Below are 16859 nucleotides of genomic sequence, written 5' to 3' on the forward strand. Positions count from 1 at the left end.
GCAGCGGCTTCGTCGGCTCGATCGCGCTGCGCTCCGGCATCTCCACGACGGTTCCCATCGGCAGCACGACGCCGAGCTAGGCGAGGCCGGGGTTCGCGTCGAGCACGGCTTCGACCGTGCCCGCCGTGCTGCCGTAGTGCCGCCAGCACAGCGCGTCGAGCGTTTCGCCTTGTAGTGCCGCTACCTTCATTTCCCGAGCGCCTGCCCGTCGCGATCGAACTGGCTGAGCACGCGCGGCTTGATTCGAGCTCGCCGGCGCGCGATCACGTCGGTCCGTATGGCCGCCTCAGCGCCGACGCGATCCAAGCAACAGGCGATCTCGCACCAGAACAGGGCGGCGCCGCGCCGCTGCACTTGGAATGCGCTGACGAATAACAGCGCTTCGCCGCGCGGGCGGGCCCGCGTAATCTGCCGAATGCGATACATGGGGCGGCCCATCAGATCAGCTCCACGGTCGAGCGCGCGATGCCGAGGATGTCGCTGATCGCCCACCGCGCATTGCGGCGCGCGTCGTCGACCGTCGCCGCCAGATCGGCCGCGACCTGCCCGCCGCTCTTCGTCGTGTCGTAGCCGCGGTATTTCTCCGTCACGTCCGCGTGCGTCAGGTGGTACACCGCGCGCCGATAGCGGGCAACGTGCGCGGATTCGCCATCGATATGCGGCGCCGGTACGTCGGCGAGCGTCGCCGCGCCCGCCGCGCGCTGCCGTGCGCGCCACGCGGCAAGCTCATCGTTCACGGTCAGCATCGCGTCGCGCGCGGCGTGCCGCAAGGAATCGGACCTGAACCCGAAGATTGCGTCGCGCACCGCCGGCCCGAAACGCCGCGCGCCGCGCAACGAAATCAGCAAGGAACAGCACGAGCGCATCATCGAAGCGTTCCGCGATTCGCTGTTCGACTATCAGAAGGTTTGGTATCGGAACGGGGATCAGCGCACGCGCAACATTCTGAAATCGCGGCAGATCGGCGCAACGTGGTACTTCGCGCGCGAAGCGCTCGTCGACGCGCTTGACACCGACCGCAATCAGATCTTCCTATCGGCCAGCAAGGCGCAGGCGCACGTCTTCAAGCAATACATCACGCAGTTCGCGCGCGATGCCGCCGACGTCGAGCTCACGGGCGACCCGATCATCTTGCCGAGCGGCGCGACGCTGTACTCCCTGGGGACGAACGCACGCACCGCGCAGTCGTACCACGGCAACTTCTATTTCGATGAATACTTTTGGGTGCCGAAGTTCCGCGAGTTGAACAAGGTTGCGTCGGGCATGGCGATGCACAAGCGCTGGCGCAAGACCTACTTCAGCACGCCGTCGAGTGTCAGGCACGAGGCGTTCGCGTTTTGGAGCGGCGCGCACGCGAATCGCGGCCGCGCCGCGGGCGAGCGCATCCAGATCGACACGAGCCACGAGGCGCTCGTGCGCGGCATGTTGTGCGAGGACGCGCAGTGGCGGCAGATTGTGACCGTGCTCGACGCGATCGCGGGCGGCTGCGACCTGTTTGACATCGACGAACTGCGCCGCGAATACAGCGCCGAGGAATTCGCGAACCTGCTGATGTGCCACTTCAGCGCTGTTCTTCAAGGCGAACGTGCTCGCGTCGACGTTCCGCCCGCACCGCTGGCTGTCGCGGCACGCATTCGAGCGGTGGGCGCTCGATTTCCTGACGTTCGGCAACGGCTACCTGGAGCGCCGCCGCAGCATGGTCGGCGGCACGTTGCGATTCGAGCCCGCGCTCGCGAAGTACGTGCGACGCAAGGCCGATTTCAGCGGCTTCGTGTACGTGAACGGCTGGCAGGATCGGCACGAGTTCGAGCCCGGCAGCGTGTTCCAGCTCGTGCGGCCGGACATCAATCAGGAGGTCTACGGCCTGCCGGAGTACCTGAGCTCGCTGCACTCGGCCTGGCTGAACGAATCGTCGACGCTGTTCCGGCGAAAGTACTACGAGAACGGCAGCCACGCCGGCTTCATCCTGTACATGACCGACGCCGCGCAAAAGCAGGACGACGTCGACAACATGCGCGACGCGTTGAAGAACGCGAAGGGGCCGGGCAACTTCCGCAACGTGTTCATGTACGCGCCGGGCGGGAAGAAAGACGGCATCCAGCTTATCCCCGTGTCCGAGGTCGCCGCGAAGGACGAATTCTTCAACATCAAGAACGTGACGCGCGACGATCTGCTCGCCGCGCACCGCGTGCCGCGTGCCGCCTCAGCTGCTCGGCATCGTGCCGAGCAACTCGGGCGGGTTCGGCACGCCGGACACCGCCGCGCGCGTGTTCGGGCGCAACGAAATCAGGCCGCTACAGGCCCGCTTCGCCGAGCTGAACGACTGGCTGGGCGAGGAGGTCGTGAGGTTCGACGATTACGAGATTCCGCTGGCGCCGGTCGCGGCATCATAGGTGGCAGGCGTCACGCATGCGCGGCACGATCGAGCACTTCTCGGGCCGCGCGCCTTAACACCTCTTCCGACCACTGATTGACACTCTCCCCCGACACAGCCGCCGCGATGCCGACAACCGCATGCACTTCCGGGTTGATACGCAACATCAACTTACCCGATGCGGGCTTCTGAGGCGTCCGGTTCGTGTGCTTGCAGTCTTCCAGATAGTGATCAATGGCTGCGTGGAAATCCGCAGTCAGCTCGTCGACGGTTTCGCCGTGAAAACTGATTTTGTCGTCCACGCCGAGCACGTGACCGACAAAAATCTTGTCGCGCCCGTCGAAATCTACGCGGGCGAAATATCCCTTGTAATTCATTGCGTTGGTCATGGTTTGATCCCCAATTCGATGAACCAGTCGCGCAAATCTTCCACCTGATACCGCTTTGCCTCTTTACCCGGATGAGGGCGATGTAGGTAGCGGCGCGTCCCGTTCAATTCGAAGGCGATGCGCGACCCTGCGCCCTCATTGATGTCGCCGCCCAACGCGACAACCAGCGATTCGATGTCAGCGAATACGATGCCGCCCAAGGTCGGCTTCGTAAAGATCGCCGCGAGCGTTCGGGCGTGTTTCGTTTTCATGTTGGAATGATAGCGCAAAGTGCTATCTCGGTGCTAGCGAAAAATGATATCTGCAATCTGTCCTGAGCATGCTGGGTGCGATCCTTGTGCGTCTGGCGACGGCGCGAATAGTGGGCCTACAACGGCTTTGCATTCGCGAGGCACCCCAACCCTGGACCGTACGCCACGAGCGGCACAACGAGGCCGTGGCGCGTCCGGGAGCGGGGTGTTTGGGGTCAGGCTCTTCCGCGCGCAGCCAGGCCCCAAGGTGGCCTTTGCGCGGTCCCCCTCCTCGCCTGCACGCTTTCTTGATGGGGCAGTTTTCATGCATCGGTCGCCTGCCGCGCGAGCGCCCACTGGCGCGGGTTTCGGGCGATTTTGCATCGTGGAAAATTCGTGCGTCTTCGTGCACTTTGATGCGAAATTTGGCACCGCTATTGCGGCTCGCGCAATGGCACCAATGCATCAGGGCGACGGTGGTAGCCCAACAGGAAAAAACAAAATGAACCGCTTGTTTAACCAGCCGCGTATCGATGCAGCAAAGCTACTCAAATGCCCTGAGGCGATGACCGAGCGCTTGAGCCAAATCCGCGCGCCGCTCATCGCTCCGCTCACGACCGGCTCGCCTTGATTGGTGGAAACCGAATGCCGCGCAGAACAACCCAGGACGACGAGCGGGACGCCTTCGAGTCGTTCCGGCGACATTTCTCAATCCCGGACGGAGAGGTTAAGTTCGGGGACAGGCCTGATGTCATAATTGACGGTTCGCGCAAGATTGGCATTGAGATCACCGATGAACCGCACCGGATTTGGTGGAGGCTCCAACTCTTGAGAGAATGGAGCCATGAACAAGTCGAACAAGTTTTCTGCTGAAGTCCGAGAACGTGCAGTCCGCAGGTGCGCGAGCATCGCGACGAGTATCCGTCACAGTGGGCGGCGATTGAATCCATCGCCCCCAAGATCGGCTGCACGAGCCAGACATTGTTGGGGTGGGTCAAACGAGAAGAAGTCGATTGCGGCGAGCGTGAGGGGGTCACCACGTCGGAACGTGAACGCCTCAAGGCACTGGAGCGTGAGAACAAGGAACTGCGCCGTGCCAATGAGATTCTGAAGCTAGCGAGCGCATTTTTCGCCCAGGCGGAGCTCGACCGCCGCCTGAAGTCCTGAAGGCCTTTATCGATCAGCATCGCGACACCTTCGGGGTCGAGCCGATCTGCAAGGTCTTGCGGACCGGCGCGAACGTCAACGACGTCACGCAGTTGCTGCCGCTGATCGACGCGATTCCGCCGATTCGCGGATTGCGTGGCCACCCATTGCAGAGACCGCGTGTGGTCTACGCCGATCGCGGTTACGACTCCGAGCGACATCGACGCGCGTTGCGCGATCGCGGTATCGAGCCCGTGATCGCCAAGCGCCGTACCGAACATGGCAACGGCCTTGGCAAATATCGCTGGGTCGTCGAGCGCACGCATGCCTGGCTGCATCACTTCCGTCGCCTCCGTATTCGTTTCGAGCGCCGTGCTGACATTCACGGCGCGTTCCTCAAACTCGGTTGCCGCCTGATCTGCTGGAATACCCTCCGGCGCGCCCAGCAGCCTTTTTGAAACCGTCTCTTAGTAGTAACCGATTCGCTATGCGGCTTGATTCAGGCTCATCCGGTTCTCGCCAAGAATATGCGAGGCCCTTGTAAATATCGCAACATCATTCCGCCAAAAAATGGCCGTCGCGTAGGGATCTCCGGATTATTCAAGGCGGACCTGGCGCAAAAAATTCAATCACTTGCACGATAATCTCTTGAACTCGGGAACCCCATTTTCACGCGTGTACCCGCGTAGGTCCCGCGAGTAGACGCGAGAATCGGTTGGGGACGTCTGCGGGCGTGCCCATGCCTTGCTTGTGCGCGCAGAATGGAGAATATTTTTCTACTCGGCTCTCTTTGAGGCTCGTCAACATCGGGGGCGATTCCAGGTTGATGATGTTTTCATGTTGTCGCGGTGTTTCGTTGCCCACAAAGCCTCTGTCGCGACTTATCGTTATTGGTGTCGGAGTCAATTTGATATTTGGCAAAATAATTTCGACTAAATTGGTCAATTTCAGAGTAGAAAAATATTCTGCAAATGATATTTTTTGTCGCACTATTTTGGATGTTAATTCTATGCCCTATTGAATATAATATAATTCACAATTAATTAGGGCAACCAGATAAAAAGGTGGCGAAATGGACTCGAAATCAATGATCAGCTGGCTGCAAAGGGAAGTAACGCCGGCCCTTGGATGTACCGAACCGGTCGCGATTGCATTTGCTGCGGCGCTGGCCATGCGATACCTGAAGGAGCCGATAGTAGAGATCAGCGGAGTTGTCTCCGAAAATCTCTACAAAAACGCGATGGGTGTGACCATTCCCGGCGCGGGTGTTTCGGGCGTACAGTTTGCCGCGGCACTGGGCGCATTTGGGGGCGACGCAGCGCAAGGACTTCAGGTATTCAAGAATATTACTTCCAAACAGGTTGCCCAGGCACGCCGGCTGATTGAGGAAGGTAGGGTTTCGATTCTGGCAAAGGCAACGCCTGATTTTATTCATGTCGACCTCACGTTGCGTAGCGAAGTTAGTAAATGCCGGGTGATTTCGAATGGTGGCCATACCAACGTCACATATCTTGCCGTTAATGATGTAGTACAGATTTCCTGTAATGATGCGCCGCACCGAAACAGTGAATTATTTGAGAATTTCACATTGCGGGAGGCTTTTGAGTTTGTGCAATTCGAAGACTTTGAGCATATCGCGTTCATGCTCGATGCGGCCAAAGTAAATGAAGAATTGTCCGCAGAAGGGAAAAGGCAAAAATATGGCATGAGCGTCGGCAGAACGTTCTCCGAGGCCATCTCGCAGGGAATGCTACAGGATGATCTGCTCAGTCGGATTGTGGTCGACGCGACCTGTGCATCCGATGCGCGCATGGGCGGCGCAGCGCTGCCGGCCATGACCAACTTCGGCTCTGGCAACCAGGGCATTGTCGCCACCATGCCGATGGTGACCGTTGCGCGATACCTGAAGGCCAGTCTGGACGATTTGGCCCGGGCACTGACGCTTTCGCATCTGGTCGCAATCTCGATTCATGCCCGGTACACCCGGCTATCGGCTCTGTGCGCAGCGTCAACCGCGGCGATGGGTGCCGCTGCCGGCATGAGCTGGCTCTTCACGCGTGACTTCGGGACAATTGGGCGCGCGATTTCGAACATGGTCAGCGACGTTAGCGGAATCATCTGCGACGGCGCTTCCAACAGCTGCGCAATGAAGGTGTCAACCGCCGTCACGAGTGCATTCAAGGCCGTTCTCTTGGCAAGGAACGGTATCCGGGCTAGCACGAGTGACGGCATCGTCTGCGACGACGTTGAAGAAACGATCAATAACCTGTGCCTGCTTGTGACGCGTCCGATGACGCATACCGACAAGGCCATCATCCGGATCATGTCCGCAAAGCGGTAGCGCGCCGCAGTCTTTGAAAAGGAGATTCCCCATGAAAGTCCATCCTTTCGTTAGCGGCGCGAAGGCAATCTTCCCGCTGTGCGTCGGCAATTTTCCATTTTCCTTTATCGTCGGGGCGTTGAGCGTCACCGCTGGCATGAGCGTATGGCAAAGCACGGCCTGGGCCGGCATTGTCATCGCCGGTTCTTCCCAGATGCTCGCGCTGAACATGCTCAAGATTGGTGGCTCACTCGGTGTTGTGATCCTGACGACGGCTGTTATCAATCTCAGGCATGTCCTTTACAGCGCGTCTATGTCCGAAAAGGTCAAAGAGTATTCCTTTCTCACCAAATGCATGATGGCCTACGCATTGACCGACGAAGTTTACGCCACGACCATCAAGCGCATGGACGGTGACGGTCAACAAAAGCCGGGGTTTTATCTGTCGGTTATGTTCATCTTCTGGCTGTCGTGGATCGGGGCCGATCTGCTGGGTGCTATGGCTGGCTCGTCGTTTCCCGACATCCAGCGCTATGGTCTCGACTTTGCGATGGTTGCAGCCTTCATCGCAATCGTAATGCCTCAGATCCGCAGCCGTGCCTGTATTATTGCAGCGGCCGTTGCGTCCGTCTCGGGCGTACTGCTGGTAATCCTGCCTTATTCGCTTGGGATCGTGGCTGCGTCGCTGCTGGGAATCAGTGCCGGGCTTTACGTGGACTTTGCGGAGGAGAAGAAAGCGGCCATCAGCGCGGTGGCACTGGCGGGCTTGCCCGATGGAGCACAAAAATGGACAGCGTGACCTTTATCCTGTTGACGGCCGGTATGGCCGCAGTGACCTTCCTGATCCGGTTTTCGTTTATCGGATTGTCCGGGAGGATACATATGTCCGAACGTGTGAAAAAGACGCTTCGATTCGTGCCCGTAACGGTATTGCCGGCCATCATCGCCGTACAGATCCTCGACGTGAATTCACACATGGAATTCAACCTGCACAACCCGAAGGTAGTAGCCGCCATCATCTGTGCGCTTGTCAGCCTGCGCTTCGGGATGATCTGGGTCGTGGTGAGCGGCGTCGGTTCCCTGATCCTGTTGACCCGTTTCCTGTAGGGGGATTCGAGGAGATGGCTACTACTAAGATTTCCGAAAGAAATGTCACATAGCCGCGTATTGGTATTCGGGTTGGCGAAAGAAGGATTTCACCAGCGCGGGCTGGGCGCGGAGCGCCGATGGCGAGCCGTTTCATCTCGTCCTTGGTCTGCACGAGGCGTTTGGAGGCGCTGCGCATCACTTGCGCCCAAACCTGTTCGTCGAGGTTCAGGTGCGGCGAGTACTGCGGCAGATAGATCAGTTTCAGGGTAAGTCAGTATGACTTTCCGTGGGGCATTGGCTGGCTTGGCGTGGGGAATCCAACGCGGGTTAGCATCGCCGCCAGAGCCGCACGGTGTGGACAGGCCACACCCGGCAACTTCCACCACGGAGGCCAGCATGGGAAACAATAGCACGGTGTACGTTGGGCTGGATGTGCATAAGGAATCGATCACGATCGCCTATGCAATCGACGCAGGCGAAGTCGAGTTGCAGGGCAAGACCGGCACGACGCCAACGGAAATCGATCGCTTGTGCAAGCGATTGCAATCGAAAGCCCGACATGTACGTGTCGCCTTTGAGGCTGGTCCCTGCGGCTACGGTCTGTACCGACGTCTGGTCAAGCAAGGCTTCGACTGTATGGTATGCGCACCGTCGCTGATTCCAAGGAAGCCCGGGGAACGGGTGAAGACGGACCGGCGCGACGCGATTAAGTTGACGCGCTCCCTTCGCGCAGGAGATCTGTCGGCCGTGTATGTGCCGAGCGTCGAAGACGAAGCCTTCAGGGATCTCGCGCGGAGCTGGGCGTCTGCCAGGGACGACTTGCGGCACGCACGGCAGCGGCTGAAGTCCTTTCTGCTATCGCACGGTGTGCACTACATCGGGCGAGCGGACTGGGGTGCTGCACATCGACGCTGGCTGAGCAAATATTCATTCGAGAGTGCATGGCGGCAACTCGCGTTTGACGAACATCGCCGCACGATCGAGGATCGTCTGGCGCAATGCGACCGGCTGGTAGACGGCGTTACGCGAAGCCGTGGTCGAGTGGAGTTTCTATCCGGCGGTGCTGGCGTTGCCGGCGATGCGCGGCATCCAGTTCATCACGGCGGTGGGCATGCTGTCCGAGCTCGGTGATCTGTCGCGCTTCGAGCATCCACGCCAGTTGATGGCCTGGCTTGGCATCACGCCCTCGGAGCATTCGTCCGGAGGCACGCGACGCCAGGGTGGTATCACCACGGCCGGCAACAGTTATGCGAGAAAGCTGCTGGTTGAAGCCGCTTGGAGTTATCGGCATCCGGCACGCGTAGGCAAAACACTACAGCCTCGACACGAAGGTATTCCGAAGGAAATCATCGATCGTGCGTGGGACGCGCAGGTAAGGCTATGCAAGAAGTATCGCAAGCTCGCTACACGAGGCAAGAACGTCAACGTTGCCGTGGTGGCTGTCGCGCGGGAACTGGCGGGCTTCGTCTGGGATATCGGTCGCCTGGCGATGTCTCTGCGTGTTTGCAGATGCCAAGATGACGACCGCGCTGCTCGACCGTCTTACGTAAGCCCCCGGTGAAGTCATCTTGTCCAGTCGCTTCGTGACCGCGAGGATCGTGTCCACCAGATTTTTAAGTGGACACGTGTACACCATGGAAGGCAACGAGGTTGAAGGGCTGGAACTGATAGAGCCGACGCGACGGCGTCGGCATAGCCGCGAGTTTAAGGAGAAGGTCGTGCGCGCGGCGATGCAGCCGAACGTATCCATCGCGGCGGTCGCGTTGCATTACCGGCTGAACGCCAACCTTGTGCGTCGCTGGGTCGTTGCACGGCAGAAGCCGGACGTGATCGAACCGGCGGCCGTAGAAGCACTCGCAGCACCGCAGGCGGCATTCGTGCCGCTCCAGTTGGAAGCGTCGTCCGCGTCGGCGGGGCTGTCGGAGATCCGGATCGAGGTTCGTCGGGGCGCCGCCATAGTCACGGTGCATTGGCCGGCGTCGGCGGCCGTCGAGTGCGCGGCGTGGCTGCGGGACTGGCTGAGATGATCCGCATCGATGCGATCTGTCTCGCGACGGAGCCGGTCGACATGCGCTCCGGTGCGGATACGTTGCTGGCCCGGGTGGTGAAGGTGTTCGGCGCAGTGCGGCCGCATCACGCGTATCTGTTTGCCAATCGGCATTCCACACGGATGAAGGTGCTGGTCTACGATGGGCTGGGCATCTGGCTGGCCGCGCGTCGGCTGAACAAGGGCCGCTTCATCTGGAGCGATGGTGAACAGTCGGTTTCCTTGCCGTTGAATGCCGAGCAACTGCGCGCGCTGGTCACGGGTCTGCCGTGGCGGACGCTAACGCCCGATCACGCGATTACCGTGATATGAGGCGCACCGGGACGTAAACAGTTTCGCTTCCGTGCCGGAGTGGCCTCTGGCAGACTGGCCTGCATGGACTTGCCCACCGACCTCGACGCCCTGAGCCCGGAACAGTTGCGTGCGTTGGCCGCGCACCTGATCGTGCAGGTCACCGAGCAAGAGCGGGAGGCTGGCGAGCGAGAGCGGGAGCTGCAGTATCGGCAAACGCGTATCGATCAACTGACGCACGAACTCTCCGTGCTCAAGCGCCTGCAATTCGGCAAGCGCAGCGAGCGGCTCGATGCCGAACAGATGAGCCTGCTCGACGAGGCGATCGACGCAGACCTGGCGGCACTGGAAGCCGAACTCGAACAGCTTCAACCGGCCACGACTGCCGCTGAGCCTCGGCAACAGCCGAAGCGTGTGCCCTTGCCATCGAAACTGCCGCGTACGGACATCCATCACGAACCGGAAGACACCACGTGCCAGTGCGGTTGCCAGCGGGAGCGCGTGGGCGAAGACATCAGCGAGAAGCTGGACTATGCGCCAGGCGTGTTCACGGTCGAGCGGCATATCCGCGGCAAGTGGGCCTGTCGGCACTGCGGGACCCTGATCCAGGCACCGATCCCGCCTCACGTCATCGACAAGGGTATCCCGACCACCGGGCTGTTGGCGCAGGTGCTGGTTGCCAAATACGGCGACCACCTGCCGCTGTATCGGCAGGAACGCATCTTTGCCCGCGCGGGCCTGGCGGTCCCGCAATCGACGCTCGGCGCGTGGGTCGGCATCTGCGGTGTACGGTTGCAACCACTGGTCGATGCGCTTCGCGAAGAGCTCCTGCAGCGCGACGTGCTGCACGCCGACGAGACGCCGGTGCAGATGCTGTCGCCCGGCAAGGGCAAGACGCATCGGGCTTACCTGTGGGCGTACAGCACGACGCCATTCGCCGATCTGAAGGCCGTGGTCTACGACTTCGCCGGCAGCCGTGCCGGCGAACATGCCCGAAAGTTCATGGGAGCGTGGTGCGGCAAGCTCATGTGCGATGACTATAGCGGCTACAAGGCCGGATTCGAACTGGGCATCACGGAAATCGGATGCGTCGCTCACGCCCGCCGGAAATTCTACGAGCTGCACGTCAACCACAAGAGCCAGATCGCCGAGCAGGCGCTGAAATACTTCGGCGCACTCTACGACGTCGAGCGTGACGTCGCCGAACTGAAGCCCGATCGAAGACAGGCCATCCGCCAGCAGCGATCCAGACCCGTTGCCGATGCGTTGCACGCCTGGATGGTGACCCAGCGCAAGCTCGTTGCCGAAGGATCGGCAATCGCAAAGGCGCTCGACTACAGCCTGAAGCGTTGGGAAGCGCTCACGCGCTATCTCGATGACGGGCACGTGCCCATCGACAATAACTGGCTGGAGAACCAGATTCGACCATGGGCGACTGGCCGCTCGAACTGGCTGTTCGCTGGCTCACTGCGCGCAGGACAACGTGCAGCCGCGATCATGAGCCTGATCCGGTCGGCGCAGCTTAACGGGCATGATCCGTACGCCTACCTGAAAGACGTGCTCACCCGACCGCCCACGCATCGTGCCAACGACATCGCGTCGCTGCTTCCGCATCGCTGGACGCTCGCCGCGGCTTGATCAGCGGCACCTCCCGAGCCTCGGTGCCTTTACCGGGTGCTTACCGTCTTACGCATCACTGTCACAGTGTAGAAACAGGCAACGATAGCTATCGTTTCAGAAACAGTACAACGCAACCAAAAAAGGAGATAAAGAAAGCAAGGATACCCACCGAATAACCCCAAAGCTGGTCCAACGGGTGGGTCAGAATTCAATGCAAACCGTGGGTCAGGATTCCGTGCAAATCAACATTTAGGGGGCAAAATCACGAAAACAACCGGCACTCTTTCATTTAAATTACGCTTAGCCGTGACGGCTGGATATCCGTCGTCTTATGTCAACTCCGTGAAAATTATCGAGGTTGCCTTCATATCGACGATCCTTTACCTGACTATGTGTGCCGGCATCACACGGAAGTGAGAGGTGGCATCGTCGGCGCTCAAATACAAGGCGATCAATTCTCTCATTCTCTAGATAAAGCAATCAATTTTCCAAAATTGTCAATCGGTAGATTCCCAACCCCTATATTATGTCATCTGCATTTCGCAATTCTTTCATTTTGCATTGCGATAAGATAATTGCTTTATTCCCAACAAAGACTTTTCGATTCACAAACAATTCCCCTCATTTTAATGCATATGTAATGCTTATTTTGCGAATTCCGCAAGGCTCCCGCGGACAATTTCCCAATATGTAGGATGACGAAATAGATAGACTAATAGCATGTTTGGAAGTGCAAATTCTCGCCCCTTCAGCCTCCCCGATGAAGAGTACCGTTCCAAAAAAAGCCGTCGCCAAGGCACGCAAGCGCGGTCCAGATGGGCTGGAATTCGCCATTTCATCAATTTTCACACGGGCTCTAAGCAGACCAGTTGATGCGCTCAAGAGAGCGATGGAGGGAGATCATCCAGATTCTTTTCGTAGATTGACAACAATCTGTCCAAGACACCATATTGTTTACAAAGTTATGTGTATATACTTGTACCCGCACTAGTAGATGATCGGCGTCCGCCATTACCTTAGTAGCTTAACGAATTGCGGTCGATCACTTGTGCATGGATGGTGAGCACGTTGTCGTTCAAGGCGCGAGCGCCTGTTATGGCTCGCAGAGTCAGACCCTCACGTGATGAGTGACGCCATGCCGGAAGCCTCGCCGTCGACTGCCCCGGACTCCGAACCCAAGGAAGTCCAACCCGCCGCCCCCCTTCGCTGGGGACTCTTCGCCGCCATCGGTGTCCTGATCGTCGTCCTTGCATTGCCGCTGCCTGGCGACCTGCCCATCGCCGGCCAGCGGATGCTCGCAATCCTTGCCTTTGCGATCGTCGTATGGATTACCGAGGCCGTTTCGTATGAAGCCAGTGCGATCATGATCACGTCGCTCATGGCCGCGCTCATCGGACATGCACCAAAGATCACCGATCCGTCAACGCTCTACGGCACCTCTACCGCGCTTGGCATGGCGCTCGCGGGCTTTGCAAACACCGCACTAGCACTCGTCGCCGCCGCTCTCTTTATCTCGGCGGCAATGACGGTAACCGGGCTCGATCGACGAATCGCACTCGTCACGTTGTCCGTGATCGGTACAAGCACCCAGCGCATCCTTATCGGCAGCATCGCCGTGACGATCGCGCTGTCGCTTGTCGTACCGAGCGCGACAGCCCGCAGTGCCTGTGTGGTTCCCATCATGATGGGCATCATCACCGCGTTCGGGGTCGACAAGAAATCGAACATCGCGGCCGGCATCATGATTACCGTCGCGCAGGCAACGAGTATCTGGAATGTCGGTATCCAGACGGCCGCGGCACAAAACCTGCTGACGGTGGGGTTCATGGGTAAGCTGCTCGGCGAACGCGTCACTTGGCTCCAGTGGCTGATTGCCGGCGCACCGTGGGCGATTGTTATGTCGGTCGTGCTCTTCTTCCTCGTGCGCTTCATGCTGCCTTCCGAGACCGAAACGATCCCGGGTGGCAAGGAAGCAGTCCAGCGCGAACTGACGGCACTCGGACCAATGACGGGTGCGCAGAAGCGGCTCGCCGCAGTTTCGATCGGCTTGCTGCTCTTCTGGGCAACGGAAGGCAAGCTGCATCAGGTCGACACAGCGAGCATCACGTTCGTCGGCCTCGTGATCCTGATGCTGCCCAAGCTGGGCGTGATGGACTGGAAGACTATGCAGCAGCGCACCCCGTGGGGCACGCTCATCGTGTTCGGCGTCGGCATCAGCCTCGGCACCGCGCTGCTGACCACACAGGCGGGCCAATGGCTAGGCAAGTTCGTCGTCACGCATTCGGGGCTTGCCGACCAAGGCGCGCTCGCGATTTTCGCAATCCTGAGCGCGTTCCTGATCGTGATTCACCTGGGCTTTGCGAGCGCAACGGCATTGACGGCCGCGTTGCTACCCATTCTGATATCGGTCCTACAAACGTTACCTGGTAACGTGAATCGCGTCGGTATCACGATGCTGCTCGGCTTCACGGTCAGCTTCGGCTTCATCCTTCCGATCAATGCGCCGCAGAACATGGTCTGTCTTGGCACCGATACGTTCAACGGCCGTCAATTCGGGCGCATCGGCATCCCGGTGACGATCATCGGCTACGCGCTAATGCTTGTCTTCGCGGAAACCTACTGGCGCTGGCTCGACTGGCTGTAGACAGAGGCATCCGATGAAACTTCTGATCGAATCCGCGCACCAATTTGCGTTCGACATCCTGACCCGGCTCGACGTGCCAGATGACATCGCCAACGATGTCGCCGAACATCTCGTCGAATCGGACCGCTGTGGCTACGCCAGTCACGGCATCTCTATCCTGCCGAACTACCGCCGGGCAATCGAGACGGCGAACGTTGATCCGACAGGCCGCGCCGAATGCGTACTCGACCGCGATACGCTGATGGTGTTTAATGGCCACCGCGGGTTCGGTCAGCATGTCGGCAAAACCGTGATGCGGGCAGCCATCGAACGTGTGCGCGATCACGGCCACTGTATAGTGACGCTACGCCATTCACACCATCTGGGACGCATGGGGCACTACGGAGAGATGGTCGCCGGCAACGGTTTCGTGCTTCTCAGCTTTACGAACGTCACGAACCGCCCGCCCGTCGTCGCGCCATACGGCGGCCGCATCGCAAGGCTGACGACAAATCCCCTCTGCTTTGCCGGCCCGATGCCGAACGGGCGCCCGCCGATGGTCGTCGATATCGCGACGAGCGCAATCGCAATCAACAAGGCGCGTGTGCTCGCCGAGCGCGGTGAGCCAGCACCCGAGAATAGCATCATTGACAAGAACGGCAACCCGACGACGGACGCGTCCGTGATGTTCGCGGAGGATCCCGGCGCGCTGTTACCGTTCGGCGCACACAAGGGCTATGCGCTCGGCCTGGTCGCGGAATTGCTGGCAGGGGTCCTGTCGGGTGGCGGCACAATTCAACCGGAGAATCCGCGCGGCGGCGTTGCGACGAACAATCTGTTCGGAATATTGATCAACCCCGAACTCGATCTCGGCCTGAGCTGGCAGGCTGGTGAAATCGAGGCATTTCTGCGGTATCTGCACGATACGCCAACGGCGCCGGGCTTCGATCGGGTTCAGTATCCCGGCGAGTACGAGGCGGCGAATCGCGCTCGCGCGGCGACCCACATCGACATTGCCCCAACGATTTGGTCACATCTGACGAGACTCGGCCAGTCGCTCAAAGTCGAGGTGCCAAGCGTGTAATACCAGGGGACGAAGCAAAAAAAGGAAAACCTGCTGTCGCGGATCGGCGTAGTGGCCCCGGGGATGATCGCCGTAATGACGCCAGCAGAAACGGGGGTAAAACGCGGATTCGATTCGAACGGTTGCGAGAGTGCTATTCGGGCACCCCGACGGGCCAGCGCGAGGCGCTGTAAGCCCTGTCGCAACGCAAGGCATGTCGCTACCTGGGACTGAGTCGCCGGGCGGCGACCTAGATGTAGACCACATTAAAAGTGTCACCGTTACGACAGCAAATGTGTCAATCCGCGAACGTGCGGATCGCTGAAAACGCCAATGCCTTGTTAGATAAGGGTGGCGCTGAATAGCCCGTCCGCGCAGTCACTGTAGCCAACTCATCCCAACGCCTATCGTCTTTCCTTCCGAGCTCAACCCGATCCCTGTCCGGACCTTCAGATTGCTCGAGAGCCATGCTGTGCCTCCAAGCGCCATCGCATGGTAACCTTTGTAGGAACCCACACCAATGCCGATCGACAACGTCTTGTTCCTGTCGACGTCGGGGATCATCGTCAACGCAGTCGCGGCAGCCACGCCCGCGTATGCACTACGTGCGGTAGCATCGATCTGCCGCTGCAATTCGCCGAAGCGGCGTTCCGATTGAACCGTTATTGTCTTTAATGCCGAATTGAGCTGGTTCACATTTACCGCATCTGTTCCTTCTGTACCTGGCGCAACATGCACGATCTGGCGTTCGCCGCCGGCTTGTTCGACCGACACCGTGTTGTCTCGCGTCGCCTGCGAGCCTGCCCCCAGTGCGACTGAGTCGACGCCCGAGGCGGCGGCATCCGCGCCCAGCGCAATCGGCCTTTCGGCTTTCGCGCTCGAGATCCAATCGGGCGCAACCGCATCTTCCCATTCCCCCTCGAACTCATCGCGTCCGCTGCCGAACAATTCGTTGTCTGATTTCCCGGTCGATTCGGGCGAAATATTGCTCGAATAGCCCTCAATTTTGCTCAGATAGCCTTTAGTAACGTCTAGATGCTCCTTAATAGAGCTCTGTTTGATCTCGAGTTCACTCTCAACGTCGTTAACGATTTTCGAATACCACTCAATGATTTTCAAATAATCATCATCTACGAGACTGTCCTTCATTTTCCGTATATTATTCTCAATTTCACCCATAGATATATTATAATTGTCATTTTTCGAAATACCGTGCGAAACAGGCATTGCATATGCGAAACCGACCGACGCGCACAAAGTAGCGCACACACTTGCTGATCGAATTCCGCTCCAGCCATTTTTCCCACTCACGATATCGACGAACCGGATTTCTGGCCAGGATGCACCAGCCCGATCATGCCGCGCGCGATGCACCGCGAACTGTTTCACCCGCTTCCGAAACCACCCCGATGCTTCCATTCAAATCACCTCGCAAAAATTGACTGTCGTACGACGACCGAGCATTCCGCCCCTACAGTCGATCGGAACAATCGGCATACCTATCTCGTGCAAACTTTTGATGTCGACCGTCCAGCTATCCAGTCGGCCCTGAACAATTCACTTTGAACGACGACGGCGTTACGCGCCGCCCGTCATCATCAGGTTCCCGCCAATGACGCGCGCCAGAATCAGAGCGCAAAGAAGCCGCAGCTTCCTGAGGATCATCC

At 59.1% G+C, this 16859-nt stretch carries 13 protein-coding genes, 9 pseudogenes and 1 other annotated feature; of the genes and pseudogenes, 15 read left to right on the forward strand and 7 right to left on the reverse strand.

All coding sequences use genetic code 11. From position 1 onward, the window contains the following. From WS91_RS38135 to WS91_RS08600, 3 genes and pseudogenes are all read right to left on the reverse strand, one after another. Window positions 1–190: pseudogene (locus WS91_RS38135) on the reverse strand (tail protein X); the annotation flags it as partial. Next, complete coding sequence (locus tag WS91_RS08595; RefSeq protein WP_059583215.1) at window positions 187–438, reverse strand: hypothetical protein; 252 nt, start codon at window positions 436–438, stop codon at window positions 187–189. The pseudogene WS91_RS38135 and the gene WS91_RS08595, both read right to left, overlap by 4 nt. Then, a pseudogene (locus tag WS91_RS08600) lies at window positions 438–845 on the reverse strand (head completion/stabilization protein); the annotation flags it as partial. The gene WS91_RS08595 and the pseudogene WS91_RS08600, both read right to left, overlap by 1 nt. Between WS91_RS08600 and WS91_RS32580 the strand changes: the two are divergent. Together WS91_RS32580 and WS91_RS08610 are read left to right on the forward strand one after the other, a co-directional pair. Then, window positions 769–1563, forward strand: a pseudogene (locus tag WS91_RS32580) (terminase large subunit domain-containing protein); the annotation flags it as partial. The pseudogenes WS91_RS08600 and WS91_RS32580 overlap by 77 nt on opposite strands. Then, window positions 1559–2393: pseudogene (locus WS91_RS08610) on the forward strand (phage portal protein); the annotation flags it as partial. The pseudogenes WS91_RS32580 and WS91_RS08610, both read left to right, overlap by 5 nt. 10 nt (window positions 2394–2403) lie before the next feature. Here WS91_RS08610 and WS91_RS08615 read toward each other — a convergent pair. Continuing rightward, window positions 2404–2763, reverse strand: a complete 360-nt coding sequence (locus WS91_RS08615) for a type II toxin-antitoxin system HicB family antitoxin (protein ID WP_059583208.1) — start codon at window positions 2761–2763, stop codon at window positions 2404–2406. Continuing rightward, on the reverse strand, window positions 2760–3014 hold the full coding sequence (locus WS91_RS08620) for a type II toxin-antitoxin system HicA family toxin (protein WP_059583206.1): 255 nt from the start codon (window positions 3012–3014) through the stop codon (window positions 2760–2762). The genes WS91_RS08615 and WS91_RS08620 overlap by 4 nt, the downstream gene beginning before the upstream one ends. Before the next feature lie 364 nt (window positions 3015–3378). Here WS91_RS08620 and WS91_RS35660 point away from each other — a divergent pair, with 364 nt between their 5' ends. The 6 genes and pseudogenes from WS91_RS35660 to WS91_RS08645 all read left to right on the forward strand — a co-directional run bounded on the left by WS91_RS35660 (window position 3379) and on the right by WS91_RS08645 (window position 7566). Then, a complete protein-coding gene (locus WS91_RS35660; RefSeq protein ID WP_156432331.1) occupies window positions 3379–3624 on the forward strand; it encodes a hypothetical protein in 246 nt (81 codons plus the stop codon). 213 nt (window positions 3625–3837) lie between these two features. Further along, window positions 3838–4222 (forward strand): annotated as a pseudogene (locus WS91_RS36745) (transposase); the annotation flags it as partial. Beyond that, window positions 4115–4231: a sequence feature (AL1L pseudoknot), on the forward strand. Its footprint overlaps the pseudogene before it by 108 nt. Next, window positions 4214–4597 (forward strand): annotated as a pseudogene (locus WS91_RS08630) (IS5 family transposase); the annotation flags it as partial. It overlaps the preceding feature by 18 nt. The pseudogenes WS91_RS36745 and WS91_RS08630, both read left to right, overlap by 9 nt. A gap of 629 nt (window positions 4598–5226) precedes the next feature. Next, the gene (locus WS91_RS08635; protein WP_231752005.1) at window positions 5227–6480 is read left to right on the forward strand and encodes an L-cysteine desulfidase family protein; all 1254 of its coding nucleotides are present in this window, start codon (window positions 5227–5229) and stop codon (window positions 6478–6480) included. A 31-nt stretch (window positions 6481–6511) separates the two neighbouring features. Further along, a complete protein-coding gene (locus WS91_RS08640) occupies window positions 6512–7258 on the forward strand; it encodes an AzlC family ABC transporter permease (RefSeq protein ID WP_059583202.1) in 747 nt (248 codons plus the stop codon). After that, window positions 7246–7566: an AzlD domain-containing protein gene (locus WS91_RS08645; RefSeq protein ID WP_059670118.1), complete on the forward strand. Its 321-nt coding sequence runs from the start codon at window positions 7246–7248 to the stop codon at window positions 7564–7566. Before WS91_RS08640 ends, WS91_RS08645 begins: the two co-directional genes overlap by 13 nt. 45 nt (window positions 7567–7611) lie before the next feature. On the opposite strand, the pseudogene WS91_RS32585 reads toward WS91_RS08645, so the two are convergent. Then, window positions 7612–7813 (reverse strand): annotated as a pseudogene (locus WS91_RS32585) (transposase); the annotation flags it as partial. Between the two features lie 131 nt (window positions 7814–7944). Here WS91_RS32585 and WS91_RS32590 point away from each other — a divergent pair. From WS91_RS32590 to WS91_RS08675, 7 genes and pseudogenes are all read left to right on the forward strand, one after another. Continuing rightward, window positions 7945–9109 (forward strand): annotated as a pseudogene (locus WS91_RS32590) (IS110 family transposase). 73 nt (window positions 9110–9182) lie between these two features. Further along, window positions 9183–9575, forward strand: a complete 393-nt coding sequence (locus WS91_RS08655) for a helix-turn-helix domain-containing protein (RefSeq protein WP_156432332.1) — start codon at window positions 9183–9185, stop codon at window positions 9573–9575. Beyond that, window positions 9572–9907, forward strand: a complete 336-nt coding sequence (tnpB, locus tag WS91_RS08660) for an IS66 family insertion sequence element accessory protein TnpB (RefSeq protein WP_059670119.1) — start codon at window positions 9572–9574, stop codon at window positions 9905–9907. The genes WS91_RS08655 and tnpB overlap by 4 nt, the downstream gene beginning before the upstream one ends. Window positions 9908–9970: 63 nt before the next feature. After that, entirely contained in the window at window positions 9971–11524 is a 1554-nt protein-coding gene (gene tnpC, locus WS91_RS08665; protein WP_059670120.1) for an IS66 family transposase, read from the forward strand. Window positions 11525–11568: 44 nt separating this feature from the next. Further along, window positions 11569–11682, forward strand: a pseudogene (locus WS91_RS35665) (ATP-binding protein); the annotation flags it as partial. A gap of 959 nt (window positions 11683–12641) precedes the next feature. After that, complete coding sequence (locus WS91_RS08670) at window positions 12642–14150, forward strand: DASS family sodium-coupled anion symporter (protein WP_156432333.1); 1509 nt, start codon at window positions 12642–12644, stop codon at window positions 14148–14150. A gap of 13 nt (window positions 14151–14163) precedes the next feature. Next, window positions 14164–15213: an Ldh family oxidoreductase gene (locus WS91_RS08675; protein WP_059584678.1), complete on the forward strand. Its 1050-nt coding sequence runs from the start codon at window positions 14164–14166 to the stop codon at window positions 15211–15213. Between the two features lie 357 nt (window positions 15214–15570). Here WS91_RS08675 and WS91_RS37740 read toward each other — a convergent pair whose 3' ends face one another. Next, complete coding sequence (locus WS91_RS37740) at window positions 15571–16611, reverse strand: YadA family autotransporter adhesin (protein ID WP_269434515.1); 1041 nt, start codon at window positions 16609–16611, stop codon at window positions 15571–15573. Window positions 16612–16859: the final 248 nt, after the last annotated feature.

The organism is Burkholderia sp. MSMB1498 (assembly GCF_001526245.1).
Classification (GTDB): Bacteria; Pseudomonadota; Gammaproteobacteria; order Burkholderiales; family Burkholderiaceae; genus Burkholderia; species Burkholderia savannae.

Coding starts and splice junctions, on each gene's coding strand:
- WS91_RS08595 (WP_059583215.1), bottom strand. CDS start 438: ATGGGCCGCCCCATGTATCGCATTCGGCAGATTACGCGGGCCCGCCCG.
- WS91_RS08615 (WP_059583208.1), bottom strand. CDS start 2,763: ATGACCAACGCAATGAATTACAAGGGATATTTCGCCCGCGTAGATTTC.
- WS91_RS08620 (WP_059583206.1), bottom strand. CDS start 3,014: ATGAAAACGAAACACGCCCGAACGCTCGCGGCGATCTTTACGAAGCCG.
- WS91_RS08635 (WP_231752005.1), top strand. CDS start 5,227: ATGATCAGCTGGCTGCAAAGGGAAGTAACGCCGGCCCTTGGATGTACC.
- WS91_RS08640 (WP_059583202.1), top strand. CDS start 6,512: ATGAAAGTCCATCCTTTCGTTAGCGGCGCGAAGGCAATCTTCCCGCTG.
- WS91_RS08645 (WP_059670118.1), top strand. CDS start 7,246: ATGGACAGCGTGACCTTTATCCTGTTGACGGCCGGTATGGCCGCAGTG.
- WS91_RS08655 (WP_156432332.1), top strand. CDS start 9,183: ATGGAAGGCAACGAGGTTGAAGGGCTGGAACTGATAGAGCCGACGCGA.
- tnpB (WP_059670119.1), top strand. CDS start 9,572: ATGATCCGCATCGATGCGATCTGTCTCGCGACGGAGCCGGTCGACATG.
- tnpC (WP_059670120.1), top strand. CDS start 9,971: ATGGACTTGCCCACCGACCTCGACGCCCTGAGCCCGGAACAGTTGCGT.
- WS91_RS08670 (WP_156432333.1), top strand. CDS start 12,642: ATGCCGGAAGCCTCGCCGTCGACTGCCCCGGACTCCGAACCCAAGGAA.
- WS91_RS08675 (WP_059584678.1), top strand. CDS start 14,164: ATGAAACTTCTGATCGAATCCGCGCACCAATTTGCGTTCGACATCCTG.
- WS91_RS37740 (WP_269434515.1), bottom strand. CDS start 16,611: ATGGAAGCATCGGGGTGGTTTCGGAAGCGGGTGAAACAGTTCGCGGTG.